We start from the raw sequence: 18510 nt of genomic DNA, 5'->3' as shown, positions 1-18510 counted from the left end.
AGGGTGCGATTCGAGCCGCGGAGGCCGTGACATGTCGCTGAATGCGATCTCCACCTCGAGCGCAGGCCTCGCCGCCACCCAGGCGGCGATCAACATCGTCTCGCAGAACGTCGCCAATGCCGGGACGGCGGGCTACGTCAAGCGCACGCTCTCGACGGTCGCCACCGGGACGAACAATTCCGGCGTGGCCGCCGGCACGATCACCCGCAGCTTCGACGCCGCGGCGCTGAACCAGCTCCGGCTGGAGACCTCGGGGGCCGCCTACACGGGCACCAAGTCCGGCATCGCCGCCCAGCTCGACGCCCTCTACGGCGTGCCCGGCAGCGCCACCTCCCTCGACGGGACGCTGAACACCTTCACCCAATCGCTCCAGGAACTCGCCGCGAACCCGACCTCGGCGGCCGCCCGCACGACGGTGCTGGGCAATGCCGCGGCCGTCGCGAGCCTCATCAACAGCGCCGCCGGAACGGTGCAGAACCTGCGCACCGGCCTCGAGTCGCAGCTCGGCACCGACACGAGCGCGGCGAGCACGATCCTGTCCAACATCGCGACGCTCAACGGCAAGATCCAGAACACCACCGACAGCACCTCGCTGACCGATCTTCAGGACCAGCGCGACCAGGCGATCAACAGCCTGTCGAGCTACATGGACGTGCAGACGGTCCAGCAGCGCGACGGGACGGTCTCGGTCATGACCCAGTCGGGGGTGACGCTGGTCGACCGCGGGAACGCCGCGACCCTGACCTTCGACGGACGCGGCGTGCTCAGCCCCACCGCGAGCTACTCGACCGACCCCGCCCAGCGGACGGTCGGAACCATCACGGCGACGCTGCCGGGCGGCGGTAAGATCGACCTCGGCGCCCCCGGCGTGCTGCGGTCTGGCAGCCTAGCCGCCGAGATCGAGATGCGCGACCAGACCCTGCCGCAGGCGCAGCGGCAGCTCGACGATCTCGCGGCCGGCCTCTCGAAGGCGCTCACGAATACCGCGACCACCGGGACGTACAGCGGGACCGACACGCAGATCAGCGTCTCGACGATGCAGCCCGGGAACACGATCACCTTCCCGGTCACCGACAACACCGGGGCCGTGCGCAACGTGACGCTGGTGGCGTCCGCGACCTCCAGCGGCGCGGTCGTGCCCGCCGCGCAGACCACGGATGCCAGCGGCCTCACGCTGACCTTCAACGCCAGCGGCGGGCCCGGCACATACGCGGCTGCGATCCAGTCCGCTTTCGCTACGTTCAACGCCTCCGGCAGCACCTACAAGCTGCCGACACTGTCGGCGAGTCCGGTCTCCTCGACCGCCACCAGCGCGACGCTGACGCTGGGGGCGGCCGGCAAGGTCGCCGGCGCGGCCAGCGCCAGCGTCACGGCCGTCTCGGCGTCGGACCTGAACACCGGCAACCCGTCGATCGCGATGTTCGTCGACGGTACGGGCAACAAGCTCTACACCGGCACGTTCGACGGCGGCTCGCAGCTCACCGGTTTCGCCCAGCGCATCACGGTCAACGGCGCGCTGGCGGGCAACACCGCCGCGCTGACGGCGGCGAGCGCCACGGATCCGAGCGCGTCCGGCGCGCGCGCCCAGAAGCTGTTCACGGCGCTCACCGCGAACCAGCAGACCTTCTCGTCGTCGAGCGGCATCGGCGGCGTCTCGGCCCCCTACAGCGCCACCGTCATCGGTTTCGCGCAGGACATCGTGTCCACGCAGGGGGCCAACGCGTCGAACGCCGCCGCCCTCGACGCCACCCAGCAGACGGCGCTCTCCACCGCGCAGAGCCGGTTCTCCGCCGGTGCGGGCGTCAACATCGACCAGGAGATGTCGAACCTGATCGCCCTGCAGACCGCGTACGGCGCCAACGCCCGGGTGCTCACCGCGGCCCGCGACATGCTCAACCAGCTGCTGCAGATCTGATCATGACGACGATCACGCCCTTCGCGGCCGGCTCCTACATCACCAACCGCAACGCCTCGCAGCTCCAGGCGCTGAAGAGCCAGCTCAACGACCTGACCAACCAGCTCTCGAGCGGTCAGGTCTCGCAGACCTATGGCGGCCTCGGCTCCGGGCGGTCGACGGCTCTGTCCGCGCAGGCCACCCTGAGCGCGCTCTCCGGCTACGCCGCCGGCATCACCGCCGCGCAGACCCGGACCGACCTCGCGGTCACGAGCCTGACGCAGGTTGCGACCCTCGGCACCTCCACCGGGACGATGCTCCAGAACGGCCTGCAGAGCGTGGCGGCGAACTCGGTCTCCGGCCGGTCGACGGCGCTGGCCAACCTGCAGACGGCGCTCGACACGCTCAACGAATCGGCGGCGGGCAACTACCTGTTCGGCGGCACCGACACCACGACCCAGCCGGTGGTCGATTCGAGCAAGATCCTCGACGGCACGACCGACGCGAGCGGCAACACGCTCGACGGCCTCTCGACCCTGATCTCGCAGCGGGTCACCGCCGAGCTCGGCGCGGGGGGCAACGGCCGCCTGACGCAGACTCTGGCCAGCCCGGCCACGAGCGTGCAGGTCACCGAAGAGTCGAACAACCTGACCCGAGGACAGTTCGGCTTCACCCTGGCGGGCGCGCCGACCACGACCGGCTCGGCGATCGGCGCGACCTACACGGCGGGCACGGCCACGAGCCCGGGCAGCTTCAGCCTCAGCATGACGACGCAGCCGAGCGCCGGCGACACCGTGTCGTTCGCGCTGAAGATGGCCGACGGCACCTCCACGACGATCACGCTCACGGCCGCGACGAGCGCGGACCCGAAATCGATCACCAACTTCGCCATCGGCTCGACGCCCGCCCAGACGATGGCCAACTTGTCGGCGACGCTGAGCAACGCGCTCACCGGCGCGGCCAACAGCACGCTGGCGGTGAACGCCACCGCGGCGACCGCGTCGAACTTCTTCTCCGGCGCGGCGGAAGGCGGCTCGTCGGGGTCGGGCGTGATGCCGCAGCGCATCCTGTACGATGGCACCACCCCGGTCGGCTACAGGGCGGCCACGCCTCAGGACACGGTGCTGTGGTACCAGGGCGAGAACACCTACACGCAGCCCGCGCCGCCGGCAGTCCCACAGCCGACCTCGGCGATCGACACGCAGTCGGTCCAGGTGAGCGCGACCGGGAGCGTCGGGACGGGCGCCCGCGCCAACGATCCCGCGGTCCAGAACGTGCTCGCCGGCCTGGCGACCATGGCCTTCGGCCTGCCCACCACGAACGACGCCAACACCTACAACACCTACCAGACGGTGGCGACGAAGGCCGGCAGCCTGCTCTCGTCCGCCAACCAGACCCCGAGCGTCCAGGACACGGTCACGCAGCTCACCGTCGCGTCGACGCGGCTCTCGAATGCCGGCACGACCAACAAGGCGCTCCAGAACACCGTCCAGAATACCCTGGACGGGATCGAGCAGATCTCCCCCGAGGAGGTCATCACCAAGCTGCTCGACGTGCAGAACCGGCTCCAGGCCAGCTATCAGGTGACCGCGACGCTCTCGAAGCTCTCCCTCGTGAACTACATCAGCTGAGCTGATCGCCGGGACCGGTCAACGCGCGCCTGACGCTCGAAAAATCTCGCGACGTGTCGGGTTCACCATAGTCTTGCCGCTTTCCGGGAATGAAGCGCAGCGTGCGGTCGCGCCCACGCGCCGTCATTCGATTGAGGAGAGGTCGGCATGGCGCTGTCCGGACCCATCGAACTCGTCCTTCGCCTGGGAGCCGTCCCGCGTAGCGGCGCGATCGTCCTGGTCGAGCAGGCCGTCGACACCTACCTCGCGGGCTACGCGCATCCCGAAGAGCGCGCCATCGCCCTCGACATCCTGCTGCGCGACCTCGCCCGCCTGCGCATCCACGAGCCCGACCTCGACGGGTTCGTCGGCGAGGTCGAGCACTACATCGACCTGCTCCACCGGGATCTCGCCCGCCAGGCCGCCTGAGATGCGCGGCCGGATCCCGGTCTGCGCTGCCCTCGCGGCGATCGTGGCCGGCGCGGGCCCGGCCGAGGCCCTCGACCTGCGGGATCTGCCCGTGATCCCGGGGCCGGCGCCGTGCCCGTCCAAGGGCCAGGGCTTCGTGCGGCTGCCGGGGAGCGGCAGCTGCCTCCGCGTCTCGGGCCGCGTCGTCGCGGGGGCGGATCTGGCCGCGGGGAGCGGCGTCGCGGCAGCGCCAGTTGTCGCCGGCCGCATCGCGGTCGACAACCGCGTCGACACCGATCTCGGCGAGGTGCGGACCTACGTCCGGATCGGCGCCGGCCGCCGTCCGGGCGGGCCCTAGAGGTTGCGCGAGAGGACCAGCGGCCCGCTGCGCACGCCGCGGCCGTACGGGGACGGCGCTGGCGTCTGCCGCCCGTAGCCGGAGGGGAGCTGTGCCCGGCCGATCTCCTCCGCCAGGGTCTTGATCAGCCCTTCCGAGACGGTCTTGGCGCTGGCGAGCACCGTCTGGTTCGCCTCCACGGCCGCGGTGAACCGCCGGTGGGCGGTGCGCAGGGCCTCGACCCCGTCGGGATGGAAGCGCTTCAGCGCGACGGCGTTCGCCTTCGCGACCTCGAGACCCTGCATGTAGGCGGCGGCCAGCGCGGCCTTCGGCTCGCCCGCGGCGACGCCCTCCTGCAGTCGCCCTTCCCGAACGTAGGCCGCCTCTTCGGCGAGCACGGCTTCCAGCGCGGCCATGTTGCCGAGCACGCCAGCCACCAGGGCCTCGGCGGTGATCCGGTCCCCGACGCGCAGCGGTTCAGCCCTTTGCATGGATCGCTCCCTCGCTGGCCGCGCCCTGCATCTTCATGATCTCACGGAAAACCGAATCGGCGATGCCGACTCCGCCGCTCTTCACGATCTGCTTCGCGTATTCCTTGGTCAGCATCGAGCGGTAGACACCGCCGCCGGTCCCGTTCTCGCCGAGCGGCCCGTCGGTGCCCTCCGACTGGGTCAGCCGGTCGAGGCTGTTCTCCAGGAACATCGATTCGAACTCGGTCGCCGTCTTCAACGCCTTGGCCTTGTTGGCGGTCTTGATGATCCCGTCGACGGCGCTCCCGGCCACCGAGGTTCCGACGCTGGCGGCGGCGCTGGCCGCGAGACTGGCGAGTTGCAGCATGGATCGTCCCTTCGCGTCCGTTCGGTCACATCAGCTCGATATCGGCCTGGAGCGCGCCCGCGGCCTTGATCGCCTGGAGGATCGAGATGAGATCCCGCGGGCCGACGCCCAGGGCGTTGAGACCGTCGACCAGCTCGCGCAGGCTGACACCCTCCTTCACCAGGGCGAGCTTGTTTCCGTCCCCGGTATCGACCTTCACCCCTGTGCGCGGCACCACGACGGTGCGTCCGTCGGAGAACGGCGCCGGCTGGCTGACCTGCGGCTGCTCGGTGATGGTGACGGTGAGGTTGCCCTGGGCGATGGCCACCGTCGACACGCGCACGTCCCGGCCCATGACGATGATGCCGGAGCGCTCGTCGACCACGACCCGGGCGGTCTGGTCGGGCTCCACCTTCAGCTGCTCCACCTCGGTGATGAGGCGGATCATGTTGCCGTTGTAGCGGGACGGGATCTGGATCGTGACGGTGGCCGGGTCGGTGGGCTCGGCGGTGTCGGCGCCCATGAAGTCGTTGATCGCCGCGGCGATCCGCTTCGAGGTGGTGAAATCCGGGTTGCGCAGCGACAGACGCAGCGAGCGGGCGTCGTTTAGCTTGAAGGCGATCTCGCGCTCGATATTGGCGCCGTTGGAAATCCGGCCGTTGGTCGGCACGCCCCGGGTGATCTTCGCGGCATCGCCCTCGGCGGCGAAGCCGGCGATCGCCACCGAGCCCTGCGCCAGGGCGTAGACCTCGCCGTCGGCGCCGAGCAGCGGCGTCACCAGCAGGGTGCCGCCCTGGAGGGACTTGGCGTCGCCCAGCGACGAGACCGTCACGTCGATCCGGGTGCCCTGCGCGGCGAAGGGCGGCAGGCTCGCGGTCACCATCACGGCGGCGAGGTTCTGCGTGCGCATCGTGGCGCCGCGGGTGTTGACGCCGAGGCGCTCCAGCATGGCCTGGAGCGACTGCTTGGTGAACGGGATGTTGTTCAGCGTGTCGCCGGTTCCGTTGAGGCCGACCACGATGCCGTAGCCGACAAGCTGGTTCTGGCGAACGCCCTCGATGGAGGCGAGATCCTTGACGCGCGACAGGGCGAGCGCCGGCGCGGACAGCGCGGCGAGAAGCAGGGCGCCCGCGAGGGCGACCGAGAGAGACCGGAGAGGACTGAACGCGTGACGCGGGCGCATGCCGTGTTTCGACCGTGACGGACCTGCCCCCATCCTGCCAGGGTCGTGCCAGCCGCCCGACCTGTGCAAGCCGTTGAAGAAAACAAAGTTTTTCCGGGCCAGGTCTGGCCCCGCGCCTCGCGGTGCCGGCACCGAACCTGCCGACCCGGCAGCTTCTGCCGGCTTGTTTACCCGCGCTTAACCCTGGCGGCCGAATTTCCGGTTCTGCGCGGGGGCGCTTGGAGCAACGCGAACCGGATCATGCGTGTCGAGACTCGCCAGCCGATCCAGAGCGCCGGCGGTGTCGCGTCCGCCCGGAAGCCCGAGGGCGGCGCGGCCTTCAGCCTCGGCGCGGCCCCGTCGTCGACGACGTCTGCCGGCGCGCCGGCCGCCGCCGCGACGCTCGCCGGGCTCGACGCGGTCCTGCTTCTCCAGGCCGAGGCCGACACGCCCCAGGAGCGGCGCCGGCGCTCCGCCCAGCGCGGCCAGGACCTCCTCGACGGCCTCGACCGGCTGAAGGCGGCACTCCTCGGCGGCCGCGTCGCGCCGCAGGATCTGCGCGCCATCGCCGGCCGCCTGAACGAGCGTGCCGGCCTCTCGGGGGATCCCCGGCTCGACGGCCTGATGGCCGAGATCGAACTGCGCGCCGCGGTGGAACTCGCCAAGCTGGAGATGGCCCGGCGCGTCTGACCGGGCTTCCGCACCTGACCCCGGGCGCATCCCGGTACCGCGCCGGGCGAGCGCCCGATCCCGCTACCCCGCCCGCTAAACCGCCCGCTAAACCGCCCGCCGCTTCGGACCCGTCGGCAGCATCTGCGGCTCGCCCGGTCCGGTCTCGACGCCGAGATCCGGCACCGCGATGATCGGTGCGCCGCGCAGGTCCTTGCGGGTGACGATGGCGCCGCGCTCCTCGAGATAGGCCAGCATCCGCCGCGCCCGGCCGCCCGAGCTGGTGCCGTAGGCCTCGGCCAGCACGGTGTCGGTGGGGCAGGGGGCGCCCTCGATGGCAGCCCGCGCGACCACGAGGAACAGGCCGGCGAGGTCGTCCGGCAGGCCGGCCGCGATCGCCTGGGCCTGCTCCCAGCCGGAATTGTTAGCGACCGCGCCGCCGGCCTCGGCCCGCGCGACCGCGAGGCGCCGCTTGAACTCGGGCAGACCCATCGTGTCGCCGCGCAGGCGCCGGATCCGGCAGCGGACCGTGAAGTCCTGGTAGAGCGTGGCGGGAGTGCAGGCGGCGGCGTCGGCATCCGCCAGCACGGAGGCCAGCACCTCGGCGAGCGCCGCCTCGCGGGCCTCCGGGTCCATGGGTTCCTCCTCCACCTCCTCCGCCGGAGCCGGCGGACGGTAATTGGCGAGCTGGACGAGCACGTCTGGCGCCGGCGCGGGGCGCGGCTTCGGCCGCGGCGCCAGCGGCGCGACGATCTCGGCGGGGCTCGCTGTGAGGATCAGCGCGCGGGCATCCTCCAGGGCGTCGGGCAGGGGCACGAGGACCGGCGAGGAACTCCGGCTCACGGTCTGGGTCGGCCCGACCGCGATGGTGAGCGGGCGCCGGGACAGGGCCGGCCCCAGGGCCACGAAATGCCCGCGCGGCAGGTCGCGGAACGTCTCGGCCTGCCGGCGCTCCAGCCCGAGGAGGTCGGCGGCGCGTGCCATGTCGATGTCGAGGAAGGTCCGGCCCATCAGGAAGTTCGAGGCCTCGGCCGCGACGTTCTTGGCGAGCTTGGCGAGGCGCTGCGTGGCGATGATGCCGGCGAGCCCGCGCTTGCGGCCGCGGCACATGAGGTTGGTCATCGCGCCGAGCGACAGGCGCCTGGCCTCGTCCGAGGCCTCGCCGGCGGCCGCGGGCGCGAAGAGCTGCGCCTCGTCCACGGCCACCAGCATCGGGTACCAATGGTCGCGGTCGGCGTCGAACAGGCCGCCCAGGAAGGCGGCGGCGGCCCGCATCTGGCCGTCGGCGTCGAGATTCTCGAGCGACAGCACCACCGAGACCCGGTGGGTCCGCACCCGGGCGGCGATCCGCTGCAGGGCGACGTCGTCGCCGTCGGCCTCCACCACGACGTGGCCGTAGCGGTCGGCGAGGCTGGCGAAGTCGCCCTCCGGATCGATGATCGCCTGCTGCACGAGGCCGGCGCTCTGCTCGAGCAGCCGCCGCAGCAGGTGCGATTTGCCGGATCCGGAATTGCCCTGGACCAGGAGCCGCGTGGCGAGCAGTTCGGTCAGGTCGAGGAGCGCGGGGCGCTCGCCGGTCAGGCCGAGATCGATGTCGGAACGCATGGGGCCTCATAGCACGGCTTGGCGGGTCCGGGTGTGCCGCCGCGGCGCTGTCCACGCTTCCCGCATGTGGGCCGCGTGTGTGCCGCATGCGGGCGTCGGTCCGAGGCGTGGCTCCGCCGCCGGTGCGCGATCGGGCCGTCAACCCCCTTGCGGGAGCCCCGGGCCCCGCTCTTCCGCCCTGGACCCTGGCATGTCGGCCCTGTAGGCCCACGGCCCTCCTCTCCATTCCCGGACCCACGACACGATGGCGGCCTGCGGCCTCGATTTCGGCACGTCGAACACCACGCTCGGGCATCTTGGCCCGGACGGCCCGACGCTGCTGCCCCTGGAGGGCGCGCACCGGACAATCCCGAGCGCGATCTTCTTCGAGCTCGGACGGGAGCCGATCATCGGCCGGGCCGCCACGGCGGCCTATGTCGAGGGCCGGTCCGGCCGGCTGATGCGCGGGCTGAAATCCGTGCTCGGCACGCCGCTCATGGAGGAGGCGACCCCGGTCGGCCGCCAGCGGCTGCGCCTGCGCGACGTCATCGCCCGCTACCTCACCGCCGTGAAGGCGCGGGCGGAGGCCGCCAGCGGCCAGAGCCTCGACACGGTGGTCCACGGCCGCCCGGTCCACTTCGTCGACGGCGACCCGGAGGCGGATCGCCGCGCGGAGGACACGCTGCGCGACATCGCCCGCGACGTCGGCTTCCGGGAGGTCTCGTTCCAGTACGAGCCGATCGCCGCGGCGCTCGACTACGAGCGCCAGGTCCGCGCGGAGGAGATCGCCCTCGTCGCCGACATCGGCGGCGGCACCTCGGACTTCTCCATCGTGCGCCTCGCGCCGGAGCGGCGGAGGCGGCCGGACCGGGCCGGCGACATCCTGGCCAACGACGGGGTGCGGATCGGCGGCACCGATTTCGACCGACAGCTCAGCCTCGGAACGGTGATGCCGCTCCTGGGCCTCGGAAGCCCGATGCGCCGCGGCGACCTCGCGGTGCCGAACGCCTACTACCACGACCTCGCCACGTGGTCGGCGATCAACCGCCTCTACAATCAGAAGACCCTGCGCGAGATCGACGAGGTCATCCGCGACGGCGCCCGGCCCGACCTGCTCGTGCGGCTGCGCGAGGCGGTGGAGGGCGAGCGCGGTCACGCCCTGGCCGGGGCAGTGGAGAGCGCCAAGATCGCGGCGTCCGAACAGGACGCGACCCTGCTCGACCTCGGCCTCCTGGAGCCCGGGCTCGCGGTCCCGGTGGATCGCGCGACCCTGTCCGCCCAGACGGGGGACCTCGCCCGCGCCGTCGCGGCCCGGATCGCGCGCTGCCTCGCGCAGGCGGAACTGACGGCCGACCGGGTCGACGCCCTGTTCCTCACCGGCGGCTCCACCGGCCTGCCGCACCTGCGCGCCGCGCTGACGGCCGCGCTGCCGGCCGCCCGGGTGGTGGAGGGCGACACGTTCGGCTCGGTGGGGCTGGGCCTGACCATCGAGGCGGCCAGCCGCGGAGCGTGAGGCCGCGCCCGGCCGGGCGCGTCGCCTCTGCGGCGATTGACGGGCCGGCCTTGATCCTCGACAAGGCGGTCCCTCCCGCTCGGAGACAACGGCGGCCCATCCGGGCTCCTCCGCGCCGCCTCGCCCGATGCTGTTCAACTCCTTCGTCTTCCTCCTCGCCTTCCTGCCGGCCGCGCTGATCCTGCACGGGCTGGTGGCGCGCGCCGCGCCCGCGTGGCGGCTGCCGCTCCTCGTCGCCCTGTCCTTCGTGTTCTATGGCTGGTGGGACGTCCGGTTCGTGCCGCTGCTGGCCGGCTCGATCCTGGCGAACTGGTGCGTGGCGCGCGCCTACCGCCGGTGGCCCGGCCGCTGGCTGATCCCGACGGCGATCGCCGCCAACCTCGCGCTGCTCGGCGTGTTCAAGTACCTCGACTTCGCGGCCGACCTCGCCAACCTGATCCCCGGCCTGGAGGCGCAGCGGCTCGGCCTCGCCCTGCCGCTCGGCATCTCGTTCTTCACCTTCCACCACATCATGTATCTCGCCGACCTGCGGGCCGGCCGGGCGCCGGGCTTCGGGCTCGTGAAATACGCCCTCTACATCGCGTTCTTCCCGCAGGTTCTCGCCGGCCCGCTCGTGCGCTGGAGCGAGATCATGCACCAGTTCGACGAGGCGCCCTACGCGCGGCCCGACGCCGCCGAGCGCTTCGCCCGCGGGTTGATGCTGCTGACCGTCGGCCTCGCCAAGAAGGTGTTCCTCGGCGATCCGCTCGCGGAATACGTGAACCCGGTGTTCCAGGCCGCCGCCGCCGGCAAGGCCGTCACGGTGGTCGAGGCGTGGCAGGCGACGCTCGGCTTCACGTTCCAGATCTACTTCGACTTCTCCGGCTACACCGACATGGCGCTGGGCATCGCGCTGCTGTTCGGCCTCGTCCTGCCGCAGAACTTCGACGCGCCCTACCGCGCCACGTCGCTCCGCGACTTCTGGCGGCGCTGGCACATGACCCTGTCGCGCTTCCTGCGCGACTACCTCTACATCCCGATGGGCGGGAACCGCCGCGGGCTGCCGCGGCAGGTCGGGGCGCTCGTCGCCACGATGACGCTCGGCGGCCTCTGGCACGGGGCCGGCCTGACCTTCCTCGCCTGGGGGGCGCTGCACGGGATCGGCCTCGGGGCCGGTGTCCTGGCGCGCCGGGCCCGGATCGCGATCCCCGCGCCGCTGGGCTGGGCGCTCACCAGCCTGTTCGTCGTGCTGACCTGGGTTCTGTTCCGCGCGACGAGCTTCGAGGCGGCCCTCGCGATCTTCAAAGGACTCTTCGGGCTCGCGCCGAGGGGCTCCGGCTTCAAGTGGCGCACCATCGCCATCGCCGCCCTGGTCGCGACGGTCGGGCCCACCGCCTGGAACGCGGTGCACCGGCTGCCGCCGCGCCGCCTCCTCGCCTTCGGCTTCGCGCTGCTGTTCGTGCTCGTCCTGCTGAAGATCGGCGACGATGCGAACTACGAGTTCATCTACTTCCAGTTCTGAGGATGGCGCCCGCACCCCCCACGACCGACAGGGACTGGCGCGGCTTCGCCCGCGCCCTGGCCCTGTCGATGGTCGGCCTCTTCGCGGGCTACTTGGCCCTCGCGGTGCTGGTCGACCCCTACGATACCGGCCGCTCGACGCTGCTGTCCCGGGGGGCCGTGCGGCCGCAGGGGCCCCGCACGGCCTCGGCCGTCCGCGGCCGCGATCCGGCCTATGCGGGCGTGGTGATCGGCAACTCGCACATCCAGCTCATCGAGCCGGCGGCACTGACCGGGCTCACCGGCATCCCGTTCCTCCAGCTCTCGGTGCCGGCCACCGGCCCGTCCGAGCAGTTCGCCCTGCTGGGATGGTACCTGCAGCACCACGCCCGCCCCGCCGCGATCGTGCTCTCGGCCGACGCGTTCTGGTGCGCGGACGACCCGTCCTTCCCGAGCGAGCACGGCTTTCCCTACTGGCTCGTGGGGGACTGGCCCGCCTACCTGCGCGGGCTGATCCGCTTCTCGGCCGCGCAGGAGACGGTCAACCGCATCGGCTGGCTCCTGAACCCGCGCAGCAAGACCGCCGCGGCCGACGGCTGGTGGGATTACGAGCGCAACTACCTGAGCCAGGGCTTCGGCGTCGATCCTGCCAAGAAGGCGGCGCTGGAGAAGCCGGTCGGGCCCGAGCCGGAGCCGCGGCACGGCGGGCCGTTCCCGATCGCGGCGCGCCTGCGCGCCGAGCTGACCCGGATCCCGGCGGAGACGCCGGTCGTGGTGGTGTTCCCGCCGGTCTACGCCCGCGGCGAGCCGCCGCCCGGCAGCCCTCGGGCGCGGGCCGAGGCGGCCTGCCGGGCCGAGGTACGCACCGTGCTGGCGACCCACGCGCTCAGCACGGTGGTCGACTGGCGCGACGGCCGCCCCGCGGCGGCCGATCCCGACCAGTTCTTCGACCAGACCCATTACAGGCTGCCGATCGCTCGGAGCCTGACCACGGAGATCGCAGAAGCGATCGTACGGTTGCGGACCAGATGACAGCGTAAAACATCTGTACCGTGGCCTGTTTGCCGCACGCGGCGATGCAGTGACAGCCAGTTACAGCCCCTGCATCCGTGTGCGTTGTGGCGATGAGGCACCTCGACTATACGGCACCTCACGTTATCGCCGCACACCGGCCATCCCCTGGTGGGCGGTTTACCATCCAGCGAGGGTGACGCATGGCGAAGGTGCAGCTGGAGGACGGCTACGTCCCGTCCGACGACGAGCCCTTCATGAACGACCGGCAGCGCGAATATTTTCGGCGCAAGCTGATGAGCTGGAAGAACGACATCCTGCGCGAGGCGCAGGATACGCTGGTGGCGCTGCAGAGCGAGAACGAGAACCACCCCGACCTCGCCGACCGCGCATCCTCCGAGACGGACCGGGCGATCGAGCTGCGGGCCCGGGACCGCCAACGCAAGCTCACCGGCAAGATCGACGCGGCGCTGGCCCGAATCGAGGACGGGTCCTACGGTTTCTGCGAGGAGACCGGCGAGCCGATCTCCCTGCGCCGCCTCGACGCGCGCCCGATCGCCACTCTGTCCCTCGAGGCGCAGGAGCGGCACGAGCGCCGCGAGCGGGTCTACCGCGACGACTGACCGGGTCCGGCCCGCGCGCCGGATCCCGCGCAGCGCCGGCGCGGCGCCTACTGAGTCAGCCGCAGCGCGCCGATGCTGGCCTGGATCGACTTGAAGGCCTTGATCAGGTCATCGGACGAGTTGGCGAGGTAGAACTGGTCCGGCGACGAGGCGCAGTTCCGCAACAGCGTCTGCCCGGCAGAATCGATCGGATCCGTCGGGATGCTGAAGCCGATCGTGTAGATCGAGATATTGACGGCCTTCGTGTTCGCGCATGCCTCGGCGGTGAGCGCGTCGAGCGCCTTCCGCGCCGTATTGCTGTCGGCGATATTGGTGTTCTGGTATGCCGTCGTCAGGCGCGGATTCGGCGTCGTGCCGTTGGCGTTCTTGAAGTACCCGGCCGCGAAGTAGAGTGAGCCGGTCGGCGCGCTGGAATTGGTGCCCCAGCTGTTCGTGCCGTCGGTCATCAGGATGATGATCTTGTTGATGGTCGTCGCGTTCGAGCTGTTCGCGCTCGACGCGTAGGGTTGGCCGTCCGCGAAGACGCTGTTGGGCGAGAGCGTGCGCCAGCCCCACATGAAACCCTCGTGGATGTTCGTCGATCCGGACGGCGCCATCTTGCTGATAAGGGTCTTCAACGCGTTCGTGTCGCTGGTCAGCCTCTGGAGCGGCTGGGTCGTGCACCCGAAATTCGGACCGTTCGGGATGCCGAGCGGGGCGCCGGAGGCCGCATCCTTGGGCGTGATGTACTTGCAGGCCTGCCCGAGCGCGGTGTTGTAGGTGCTGCTGTTCCGGCATGTCGGGCCGGTCTCGTCGTCGATGTAGCTGTTGTAGCTGTAGGCCGTCGCCCGCGAGGCGCCGACCGGGAACGACGCGCCGCCCGAGGTGCCGTCACCCGGCTCGTCGGGCGCGAGCAGCGGCACGTAGAAGGAATCCTTGGTCGTGGGCGCTCCGTCCTGGACGTTGAAGGGGTAGGGGAGCGCCTCGAGGCAGCCGGCCCATCCCCAGTTCCGGTTCGCCGCCTGCAGCTTCGCGAAAATGTCGAAGCGGTTCTTGAACGGCGCCGGATTCGACTGGACGATGTTCGTCCAGTGGTAGCTGGAGAGGCCGTTCTGATCGATCCAGCTCGCGTAGCGGTAGGCGGACGGATCGACCGCCACGGCGGCGGCGAAGGGCACGATCGCGACCTTGGTCGCGCTGGAGAAGGCCGGGCTGGTGTAGACGTAGTTGACGAAGTCGGTCGCGGCCGTCTGGACGGCCTGGAGCTTCGACTGTCCCCCGCTCGAGGCGGCCATCGAGCCCGTGTTGTCGAGCACGAGCGCGATCTCGAAAGTCTTCGGCAGCGGCGTGGCGCATTGCGAGACGGCGCCCGGGTTGATGCGCTGGGTGCCGGTCAGCCCGCCGAAGAAGGTCGTCGATTGCTTGTGAGCGGTCAGCGTGATCTTGCGCGGGCTGCTGGTGATGGCCAGCCGGTCGACCACGAGGCTCGCCGCCCCCATGGCACCGGTCATCGTCGTCTGCGCCAGGGCGTTGAGTTCGGTCTCGGACGTCGTCAGCGGTGTCTGGCAGAGCAGCAGCGCCGTGGCGTCGGCCGCGGCCTGGAGCTTCGTCTCCAGCCGCGTGGCGAAGCCGTAGTCGATCGCCGCGCCGCCGACCATCACCATCGGCACGCTGAGGAACGCGAACAGCAGGGCGACGTTGCCGCCGCGGTCGCGCAGGACATCGCGGCGCCGCTCGGGGCGGCCGTCAGGTTTTGCGGACGATCTTCGTGCCATCGCAGTTCGATTGTTTGTCGTCCGGCAGGACGACTTCCGTGTAGGTGCTGGTGCCGTAGGCTTGGCCGCCGCGGGTCGGCCACGGCGCGCTGCTGGTGAACGTGATCGTGTTGCTCACGCCTTTGGCGAGCTTGACCAGCGCGCTCCCGATCATCGGCGTGTAGCTGATGCTGACCTCAGCCAGGACGTAGCGCATGCCCGGCATCCGGTAGCCGTCCGGCACGGTCAGGCTGGGCGCGGGGCCGGGGCTCCGCGCGGTCCCGTTGGTGTTGGCGACGCTCGAGCAGACCACCGGAGGACCGCTCGGGTCCTTCGCGTCGGTGCCCATCGCGCTGACCACGATCTTGACCTTCGACGTGTCGAACGGGCGCATCACCGCCGTGGCGGAGGCGAGGATGTCGTTCATCACGGTGGTGCTGATCGGGTTCTGTGTGTCGCCCTGCGCCGTCAGGTCCGCCACGGTGCGGCCGAGCTGCGTCAGCTTGCGCCACTCGTCGATGGCGTGCGTCACCTCGGTCATGCCCGCCCAGATCGCGAGCAGGATCGGCAGGATGACGGCGAACTCGACGGCCGCGCCGCCGCGCCTGTCGTGCCGGAGCCGCGCCGCCCGCCGGGTCAGGACGGCGAGGACGGGCACGGGCTCGCTCCGACGATCTGATAGGGCTCGGTGCGGAACACCGCCGTGGAGGTCAGCAGGCTCGATCCCTCCGCGGAGCCGCTGGTGAACTGCTTCGTATTGAGGCCCATCAGATTGAAGAAGGTCGGGAACGGCACGGCCGCTGTGACGATCACGATCGTCCCGGGCGAAGCGCATTTGTAGTTGGAGCCGAAACTCGTGCTCCACGTGCCCGTGGCGGTGTCGATCGGCTTGGTCGCAGTCGCGCTCGCGAAGCTGCTCGAGGTCGCGACGTCGATCTTGACGTTCTGGCAGTTGAAGACGGTGGGCACGGGGCTGACGGCCGATCCGCACATCCTAGCCTTCAGGGTCGCGAGCACGGTCGCCGGATTGGTCTGGCCGGCGGTGTCGAGCTGGAACTGGCCGGTGAAGATCGTCCGGACCGCGTTCTGGAGCGCGCGATCGAAATTCTGCGTCGCCCACATCTGGAACACGATCTGGATGATCGCGCCGCACAGCGCCAGGAAGGGCAGGGCCACCAGGGCGAACTCCACCGCGGCCGCGCCCCCGGTGTCGCGCCCGAGGCGCGCGAGGAGGCAACCTGGCGTCACTCTGACCTGCGTTCCTACAAGTCCTCGGCTGTTCATATGCGAGCAGATCAGTCGGAAGTAGCCATCTCATCCGATGTGACGCCAAGCTTTTGCGAAACTCTTAATCCGATCGACTAGACCAGGGTTATCAAACAGCCGCTACTTTTGGTTGTAATAGCGCCGTCGTGTCGGCGACGCGCTGTTGACGCACCGCCTGCGCGCGCCAGTTCCCCGCGCGCAGGCCTGCCGGAGAACCCCATGAGATCCCCCCTGATCGCGCTCGTGGTCGGCGCGGTGGCGCTCGCGCTCGCCGCCTGCGATGCCACGAAGCCCGGACCGGCCGGACCTCCAGGGGCGAAGGGTGATCGGGGACCGGCGGGGCCGGCCGGGCCGGCGGGGGTGAACGGCGCCACCGGCGCCCGCGGCCCCGCGGGCGACCCGGGCCCGGCCGGACCAGCCGGGCCACCGGGACCGTCCCTGAACAGCCAGGTGCGCCTCGACGTGGCGTGCCGCCGTGACGAGGAATTGATTGGCGCTTACTGCCGAGGCATGGCGGTTGTGCCGTCGGTGACCGTCACGGACGGCGTGTCCACGGTCGGCTGCCTCGACATGACCGCCAAGGCCGCCAAGGATGCCCAGCCCGTCGCGGTCTGCATGAAGAAGCCATGAGACTCGCCGTCCCCGCACTCTTGGTCGCGCTGGTGTCCGGCCCGGCCTGCGCGCAATCCTTCGTGCCCACGGAACGGGCGGCGATTGACCTCGTGCGCGACCGGCGCACCGCCGGCTTCACCACGGTGGCGCGGACGCTGGCCTATGCCGAGCGCGCGACCGGCGGCGCCTTCCGTCTCGGCGGCTACCGGGTCGATTACCGCCCGGACGTCCCCTTCGCCCGGGTGCGGATCTGCTATCGCCTCGGGATCGACCCGCCGACCTGCGGCCTCGCTTACCGCGTCGCGGTCAATCCCGCCCATGTCGAGCCGGCCGACCGCTACAATGGGCTGACGCGCGACCTGGAGCACGGCCCGCAGGCCTTCCTCCGGGCACTCGCCCGGGAGACCGACCTCCAGCGCCAGCCGGACGTCCTGCGGAAGGTCGAGGCCGCGCTCGAGCCCTACAACCCCTACGACTGGCGCTGAGGGAGGCGGCTCTCAGAGCAGCCGCGGCCAGCGCAGGAGCCGCTCCGGCGCGAAGGCCGCGACCGGCACGGCCGGTTCCCGGCCGGTGGCGAGGTCGGCGACGATTTCGCCGGTGATCGGGCCGGTGGACAGGCCGATATGGCCGTGGCCGAAGGCGAAGAGCAGGCCGTCGTGCCGGGGGGCGCGGCCGATCACCGGCATCCCGTCGGGGGTCGACGGCCGGGAGCCGAGCCACGGCGCGTTGTCCAGCGGGCCGCCGAGCCGAAGGGTGGAGGCCGCCTCCCGGGACGCCGCATCGATCTGGGTGTGGTCGGGCGCGGCGGCGCGCGCGTTGAGCTCGACGCCGGACAGGACCCGGACCCGGTGCTCGCCCATCGGCGACAGGATCGACCCCGCGCCCGTGTCGAGGATCGGCCGGGTCAGCGGCGCGCTGTCCGGATGCAGGGCGTAGTGGCGGTGGTAGCCGCGTTCGGCCGCAACGGCGAAACGGTAGCCCAGGGTCCGGGCGATCGCCCCGGACGCGGCGCCGGCCGCGAGGATCACCTGTCGGCCCCGCACCGCGCCGCCGTCGTGATCGACGCGCCAGCCGTCCGCCTGGGGCTCCAGCCGGGCGACGCTGCCCCGCAGGCGGCGGCCGCCGAGACCGGTGAACAGGGCCTCGCACGCCTCGATGAGCCGGCCGGGCTCGCGGACCGATCCCGTCTCGGTGAGCAGCATGGCCCGCGCGTAGGGCCGCACCAGCGCCGGCTCGAGCGCGCGCAGCGCCGCGGTGTCGAGGATGTCGAAGGCGACCCCGTGTCCGGCCAGGATCTCGCGCTCGAGGGCGGCGGACGCGAAGGCCGCTTCGGTGCGGTAGGCCTTGATCCAACCCGTCCGCTGTAGCCGGTCGCCGGTCCCGGCCCGGGCCGCCAGCCGCTCGTGGGCCGGATAGGCGGCGCTGGTCAGCGGCAGCAGCGCCTCCGCGGCGCGGCGCCAGCGCGAGGCGCGCGCGGCGGCGAGGAAGTGCGCCGTGTAGGGCACGATCCGCGGGAGATGCCCGTAGTGCAGCCGCAGGCCGCGATCGGCGTTGCGCAGGTAGGCCGGGAGCTTGCCCCACAGGGCCGGGCTCGACATCGGCAGGATCGAGCCGCGGCTGACCACGCCGGCATTGCCGTAGGAGGTCCGGGCCCGCGCCTCGCCGGGATCCAGCAGCACCACGTCGAGCCCGCGGTCCCTCAGCGCGATGGCGCTGGCGAGGCCGACCATCCCGCCGCCGACCACCACGATGTCGGCCGTCTCGTCCGTCGCCATGCCGCTCACATCCTGCAC

Annotated in this window: 19 protein-coding genes; 11 read left to right on the top strand and 8 right to left on the bottom strand. The window is 71.3% G+C overall.

The features are described from left to right. The first annotated feature begins 31 nt into the window (after positions 1-31). The 4 genes from flgK (at position 32) to ACLBX8_RS04690 (ending at position 4270) form a co-directional block, all read left to right on the top strand. Positions 32-1915, top strand: a complete 1884-nt coding sequence (gene flgK / locus ACLBX8_RS04705; RefSeq protein WP_447698475.1) for a flagellar hook-associated protein FlgK — start codon at positions 32-34, stop codon at positions 1913-1915. Positions 1916-1917: 2 nt separating this feature from the next. Then, positions 1918-3525: a flagellin gene (locus tag ACLBX8_RS04700; RefSeq protein WP_447714668.1), complete on the top strand. Its 1608-nt coding sequence runs from the start codon at positions 1918-1920 to the stop codon at positions 3523-3525. Positions 3526-3672: 147 nt separating this feature from the next. After that, on the top strand, positions 3673-3933 hold the full coding sequence (locus tag ACLBX8_RS04695; RefSeq protein WP_056531919.1) for a hypothetical protein: 261 nt from the start codon (positions 3673-3675) through the stop codon (positions 3931-3933). A gap of 1 nt (position 3934) precedes the next feature. After that, positions 3935-4270: a hypothetical protein gene (locus ACLBX8_RS04690; protein ID WP_447698477.1), complete on the top strand. Its 336-nt coding sequence runs from the start codon at positions 3935-3937 to the stop codon at positions 4268-4270. Here ACLBX8_RS04690 and ACLBX8_RS04685 read toward each other — a convergent pair. Genes ACLBX8_RS04685 through ACLBX8_RS04675 form a run of 3 tightly spaced genes read right to left on the bottom strand, consistent with a single transcriptional unit; the run spans position 4267 to position 6248 of the window. Continuing rightward, on the bottom strand, positions 4267-4740 hold the full coding sequence (locus ACLBX8_RS04685) for a hypothetical protein (RefSeq protein ID WP_447698478.1): 474 nt from the start codon (positions 4738-4740) through the stop codon (positions 4267-4269). The two genes, ACLBX8_RS04690 and ACLBX8_RS04685, sit on opposite strands and share 4 nt — an antisense overlap. Then, entirely contained in the window at positions 4727-5086 is a 360-nt protein-coding gene (locus ACLBX8_RS04680; RefSeq protein WP_020092928.1) for a rod-binding protein, read from the bottom strand. The genes ACLBX8_RS04685 and ACLBX8_RS04680 overlap by 14 nt, the downstream gene beginning before the upstream one ends. Before the next feature lie 25 nt (positions 5087-5111). Then, positions 5112-6248, bottom strand: coding sequence for a flagellar basal body P-ring protein FlgI (locus ACLBX8_RS04675; protein WP_331299751.1), 1137 nt, complete (start codon positions 6246-6248; stop codon positions 5112-5114). 240 nt (positions 6249-6488) lie between these two features. Between ACLBX8_RS04675 and ACLBX8_RS04670 the strand changes: the two genes are divergently transcribed. Then, on the top strand, positions 6489-6917 hold the full coding sequence (locus ACLBX8_RS04670; protein WP_020092926.1) for a flagellar assembly protein FliX: 429 nt from the start codon (positions 6489-6491) through the stop codon (positions 6915-6917). A gap of 87 nt (positions 6918-7004) precedes the next feature. Here the strand turns inward: ACLBX8_RS04670 and ACLBX8_RS04665 are convergent, their stop codons facing one another. After that, positions 7005-8501 carry a helicase HerA domain-containing protein gene (locus ACLBX8_RS04665; RefSeq protein WP_447714667.1) on the bottom strand — a complete coding sequence of 499 codons (1497 nt, stop codon included), beginning with the start codon at positions 8499-8501 and terminating at the stop codon, positions 7005-7007. Between the two features lie 244 nt (positions 8502-8745). Here ACLBX8_RS04665 and ACLBX8_RS04660 point away from each other — a divergent pair, with 244 nt between their 5' ends. From ACLBX8_RS04660 to dksA, 4 genes are all read left to right on the top strand, one after another. Beyond that, a complete protein-coding gene (locus tag ACLBX8_RS04660) occupies positions 8746-9993 on the top strand; it encodes an Hsp70 family protein (protein ID WP_447698480.1) in 1248 nt (415 codons plus the stop codon). A 127-nt stretch (positions 9994-10120) separates the two neighbouring features. Continuing rightward, positions 10121-11494 (top strand): MBOAT family O-acyltransferase, encoded by a 1374-nt coding sequence (locus ACLBX8_RS04655; RefSeq protein WP_447698481.1) that lies wholly within the window; start codon positions 10121-10123, stop codon positions 11492-11494. Between the two features lie 2 nt (positions 11495-11496). Continuing rightward, positions 11497-12504, top strand: coding sequence for a hypothetical protein (locus ACLBX8_RS04650; RefSeq protein ID WP_447698482.1), 1008 nt, complete (start codon positions 11497-11499; stop codon positions 12502-12504). A 182-nt stretch (positions 12505-12686) separates the two neighbouring features. Continuing rightward, positions 12687-13106, top strand: coding sequence for an RNA polymerase-binding protein DksA (dksA, locus tag ACLBX8_RS04645; RefSeq protein WP_132366079.1), 420 nt, complete (start codon positions 12687-12689; stop codon positions 13104-13106). A 47-nt stretch (positions 13107-13153) separates the two neighbouring features. On the opposite strand, the gene ACLBX8_RS04640 is transcribed toward dksA, so the two are convergent. Genes ACLBX8_RS04640 through ACLBX8_RS04630 form a run of 3 tightly spaced genes read right to left on the bottom strand, consistent with a single transcriptional unit; the run spans position 13154 to position 16087 of the window. Beyond that, entirely contained in the window at positions 13154-14860 is a 1707-nt protein-coding gene (locus ACLBX8_RS04640) for a pilus assembly protein TadG-related protein (RefSeq protein WP_354454873.1), read from the bottom strand. Then, on the bottom strand, positions 14832-15497 hold the full coding sequence (locus tag ACLBX8_RS04635) for a TadE/TadG family type IV pilus assembly protein (RefSeq protein ID WP_100250747.1): 666 nt from the start codon (positions 15495-15497) through the stop codon (positions 14832-14834). The genes ACLBX8_RS04640 and ACLBX8_RS04635 overlap by 29 nt, the downstream gene beginning before the upstream one ends. Next, positions 15476-16087: a TadE/TadG family type IV pilus assembly protein gene (locus tag ACLBX8_RS04630; RefSeq protein ID WP_244603177.1), complete on the bottom strand. Its 612-nt coding sequence runs from the start codon at positions 16085-16087 to the stop codon at positions 15476-15478. Before ACLBX8_RS04630 ends, ACLBX8_RS04635 begins: the two co-directional genes overlap by 22 nt. A gap of 237 nt (positions 16088-16324) precedes the next feature. On the opposite strand from ACLBX8_RS04630, the gene ACLBX8_RS04625 reads away from it, so the two are divergent. Next, positions 16325-16735 (top strand): hypothetical protein, encoded by a 411-nt coding sequence (locus ACLBX8_RS04625; RefSeq protein WP_354454870.1) that lies wholly within the window; start codon positions 16325-16327, stop codon positions 16733-16735. After that, positions 16732-17202: a hypothetical protein gene (locus tag ACLBX8_RS04620; protein WP_091678920.1), complete on the top strand. Its 471-nt coding sequence runs from the start codon at positions 16732-16734 to the stop codon at positions 17200-17202. The genes ACLBX8_RS04625 and ACLBX8_RS04620 overlap by 4 nt, the downstream gene beginning before the upstream one ends. Positions 17203-17214: 12 nt before the next feature. Here ACLBX8_RS04620 and ACLBX8_RS04615 read toward each other — a convergent pair whose 3' ends face one another. After that, on the bottom strand, positions 17215-18492 hold the full coding sequence (locus ACLBX8_RS04615) for an NAD(P)/FAD-dependent oxidoreductase (protein ID WP_447698483.1): 1278 nt from the start codon (positions 18490-18492) through the stop codon (positions 17215-17217). Positions 18493-18510 lie beyond the last annotated feature (18 nt).

It is taken from the genome of Methylobacterium sp. D48H (assembly GCF_053345715.1).
This window is presented reverse-complemented; position numbering and strand designations above follow the sequence as displayed.

Excerpts from the sequence above, each read along its gene's own strand:
- ACLBX8_RS04685 (WP_447698478.1), bottom strand. The coding sequence starts at position 4,740 with ATGCAAAGGGCTGAACCGCTGCGCGTCGGGGACCGGATCACCGCCGAG.
- ACLBX8_RS04620 (WP_091678920.1), top strand. The coding sequence starts at position 16,732 with ATGAGACTCGCCGTCCCCGCACTCTTGGTCGCGCTGGTGTCCGGCCCG.
- ACLBX8_RS04640 (WP_354454873.1), bottom strand. The coding sequence starts at position 14,860 with ATGGCACGAAGATCGTCCGCAAAACCTGACGGCCGCCCCGAGCGGCGC.
- ACLBX8_RS04675 (WP_331299751.1), bottom strand. The coding sequence starts at position 6,248 with ATGCGCCCGCGTCACGCGTTCAGTCCTCTCCGGTCTCTCTCGGTCGCC.
- ACLBX8_RS04695 (WP_056531919.1), top strand. The coding sequence starts at position 3,673 with ATGGCGCTGTCCGGACCCATCGAACTCGTCCTTCGCCTGGGAGCCGTC.
- ACLBX8_RS04690 (WP_447698477.1), top strand. The coding sequence starts at position 3,935 with ATGCGCGGCCGGATCCCGGTCTGCGCTGCCCTCGCGGCGATCGTGGCC.
- ACLBX8_RS04655 (WP_447698481.1), top strand. The coding sequence starts at position 10,121 with ATGCTGTTCAACTCCTTCGTCTTCCTCCTCGCCTTCCTGCCGGCCGCG.
- ACLBX8_RS04680 (WP_020092928.1), bottom strand. The coding sequence starts at position 5,086 with ATGCTGCAACTCGCCAGTCTCGCGGCCAGCGCCGCCGCCAGCGTCGGA.
- ACLBX8_RS04665 (WP_447714667.1), bottom strand. The coding sequence starts at position 8,501 with ATGCGTTCCGACATCGATCTCGGCCTGACCGGCGAGCGCCCCGCGCTC.
- ACLBX8_RS04650 (WP_447698482.1), top strand. The coding sequence starts at position 11,497 with ATGGCGCCCGCACCCCCCACGACCGACAGGGACTGGCGCGGCTTCGCC.
- dksA (WP_132366079.1), top strand. The coding sequence starts at position 12,687 with ATGGCGAAGGTGCAGCTGGAGGACGGCTACGTCCCGTCCGACGACGAG.
- ACLBX8_RS04625 (WP_354454870.1), top strand. The coding sequence starts at position 16,325 with ATGAGATCCCCCCTGATCGCGCTCGTGGTCGGCGCGGTGGCGCTCGCG.
- ACLBX8_RS04700 (WP_447714668.1), top strand. The coding sequence starts at position 1,918 with ATGACGACGATCACGCCCTTCGCGGCCGGCTCCTACATCACCAACCGC.
- ACLBX8_RS04660 (WP_447698480.1), top strand. The coding sequence starts at position 8,746 with ATGGCGGCCTGCGGCCTCGATTTCGGCACGTCGAACACCACGCTCGGG.
- flgK (WP_447698475.1), top strand. The coding sequence starts at position 32 with ATGTCGCTGAATGCGATCTCCACCTCGAGCGCAGGCCTCGCCGCCACC.
- ACLBX8_RS04670 (WP_020092926.1), top strand. The coding sequence starts at position 6,489 with ATGCGTGTCGAGACTCGCCAGCCGATCCAGAGCGCCGGCGGTGTCGCG.
- ACLBX8_RS04615 (WP_447698483.1), bottom strand. The coding sequence starts at position 18,492 with ATGGCGACGGACGAGACGGCCGACATCGTGGTGGTCGGCGGCGGGATG.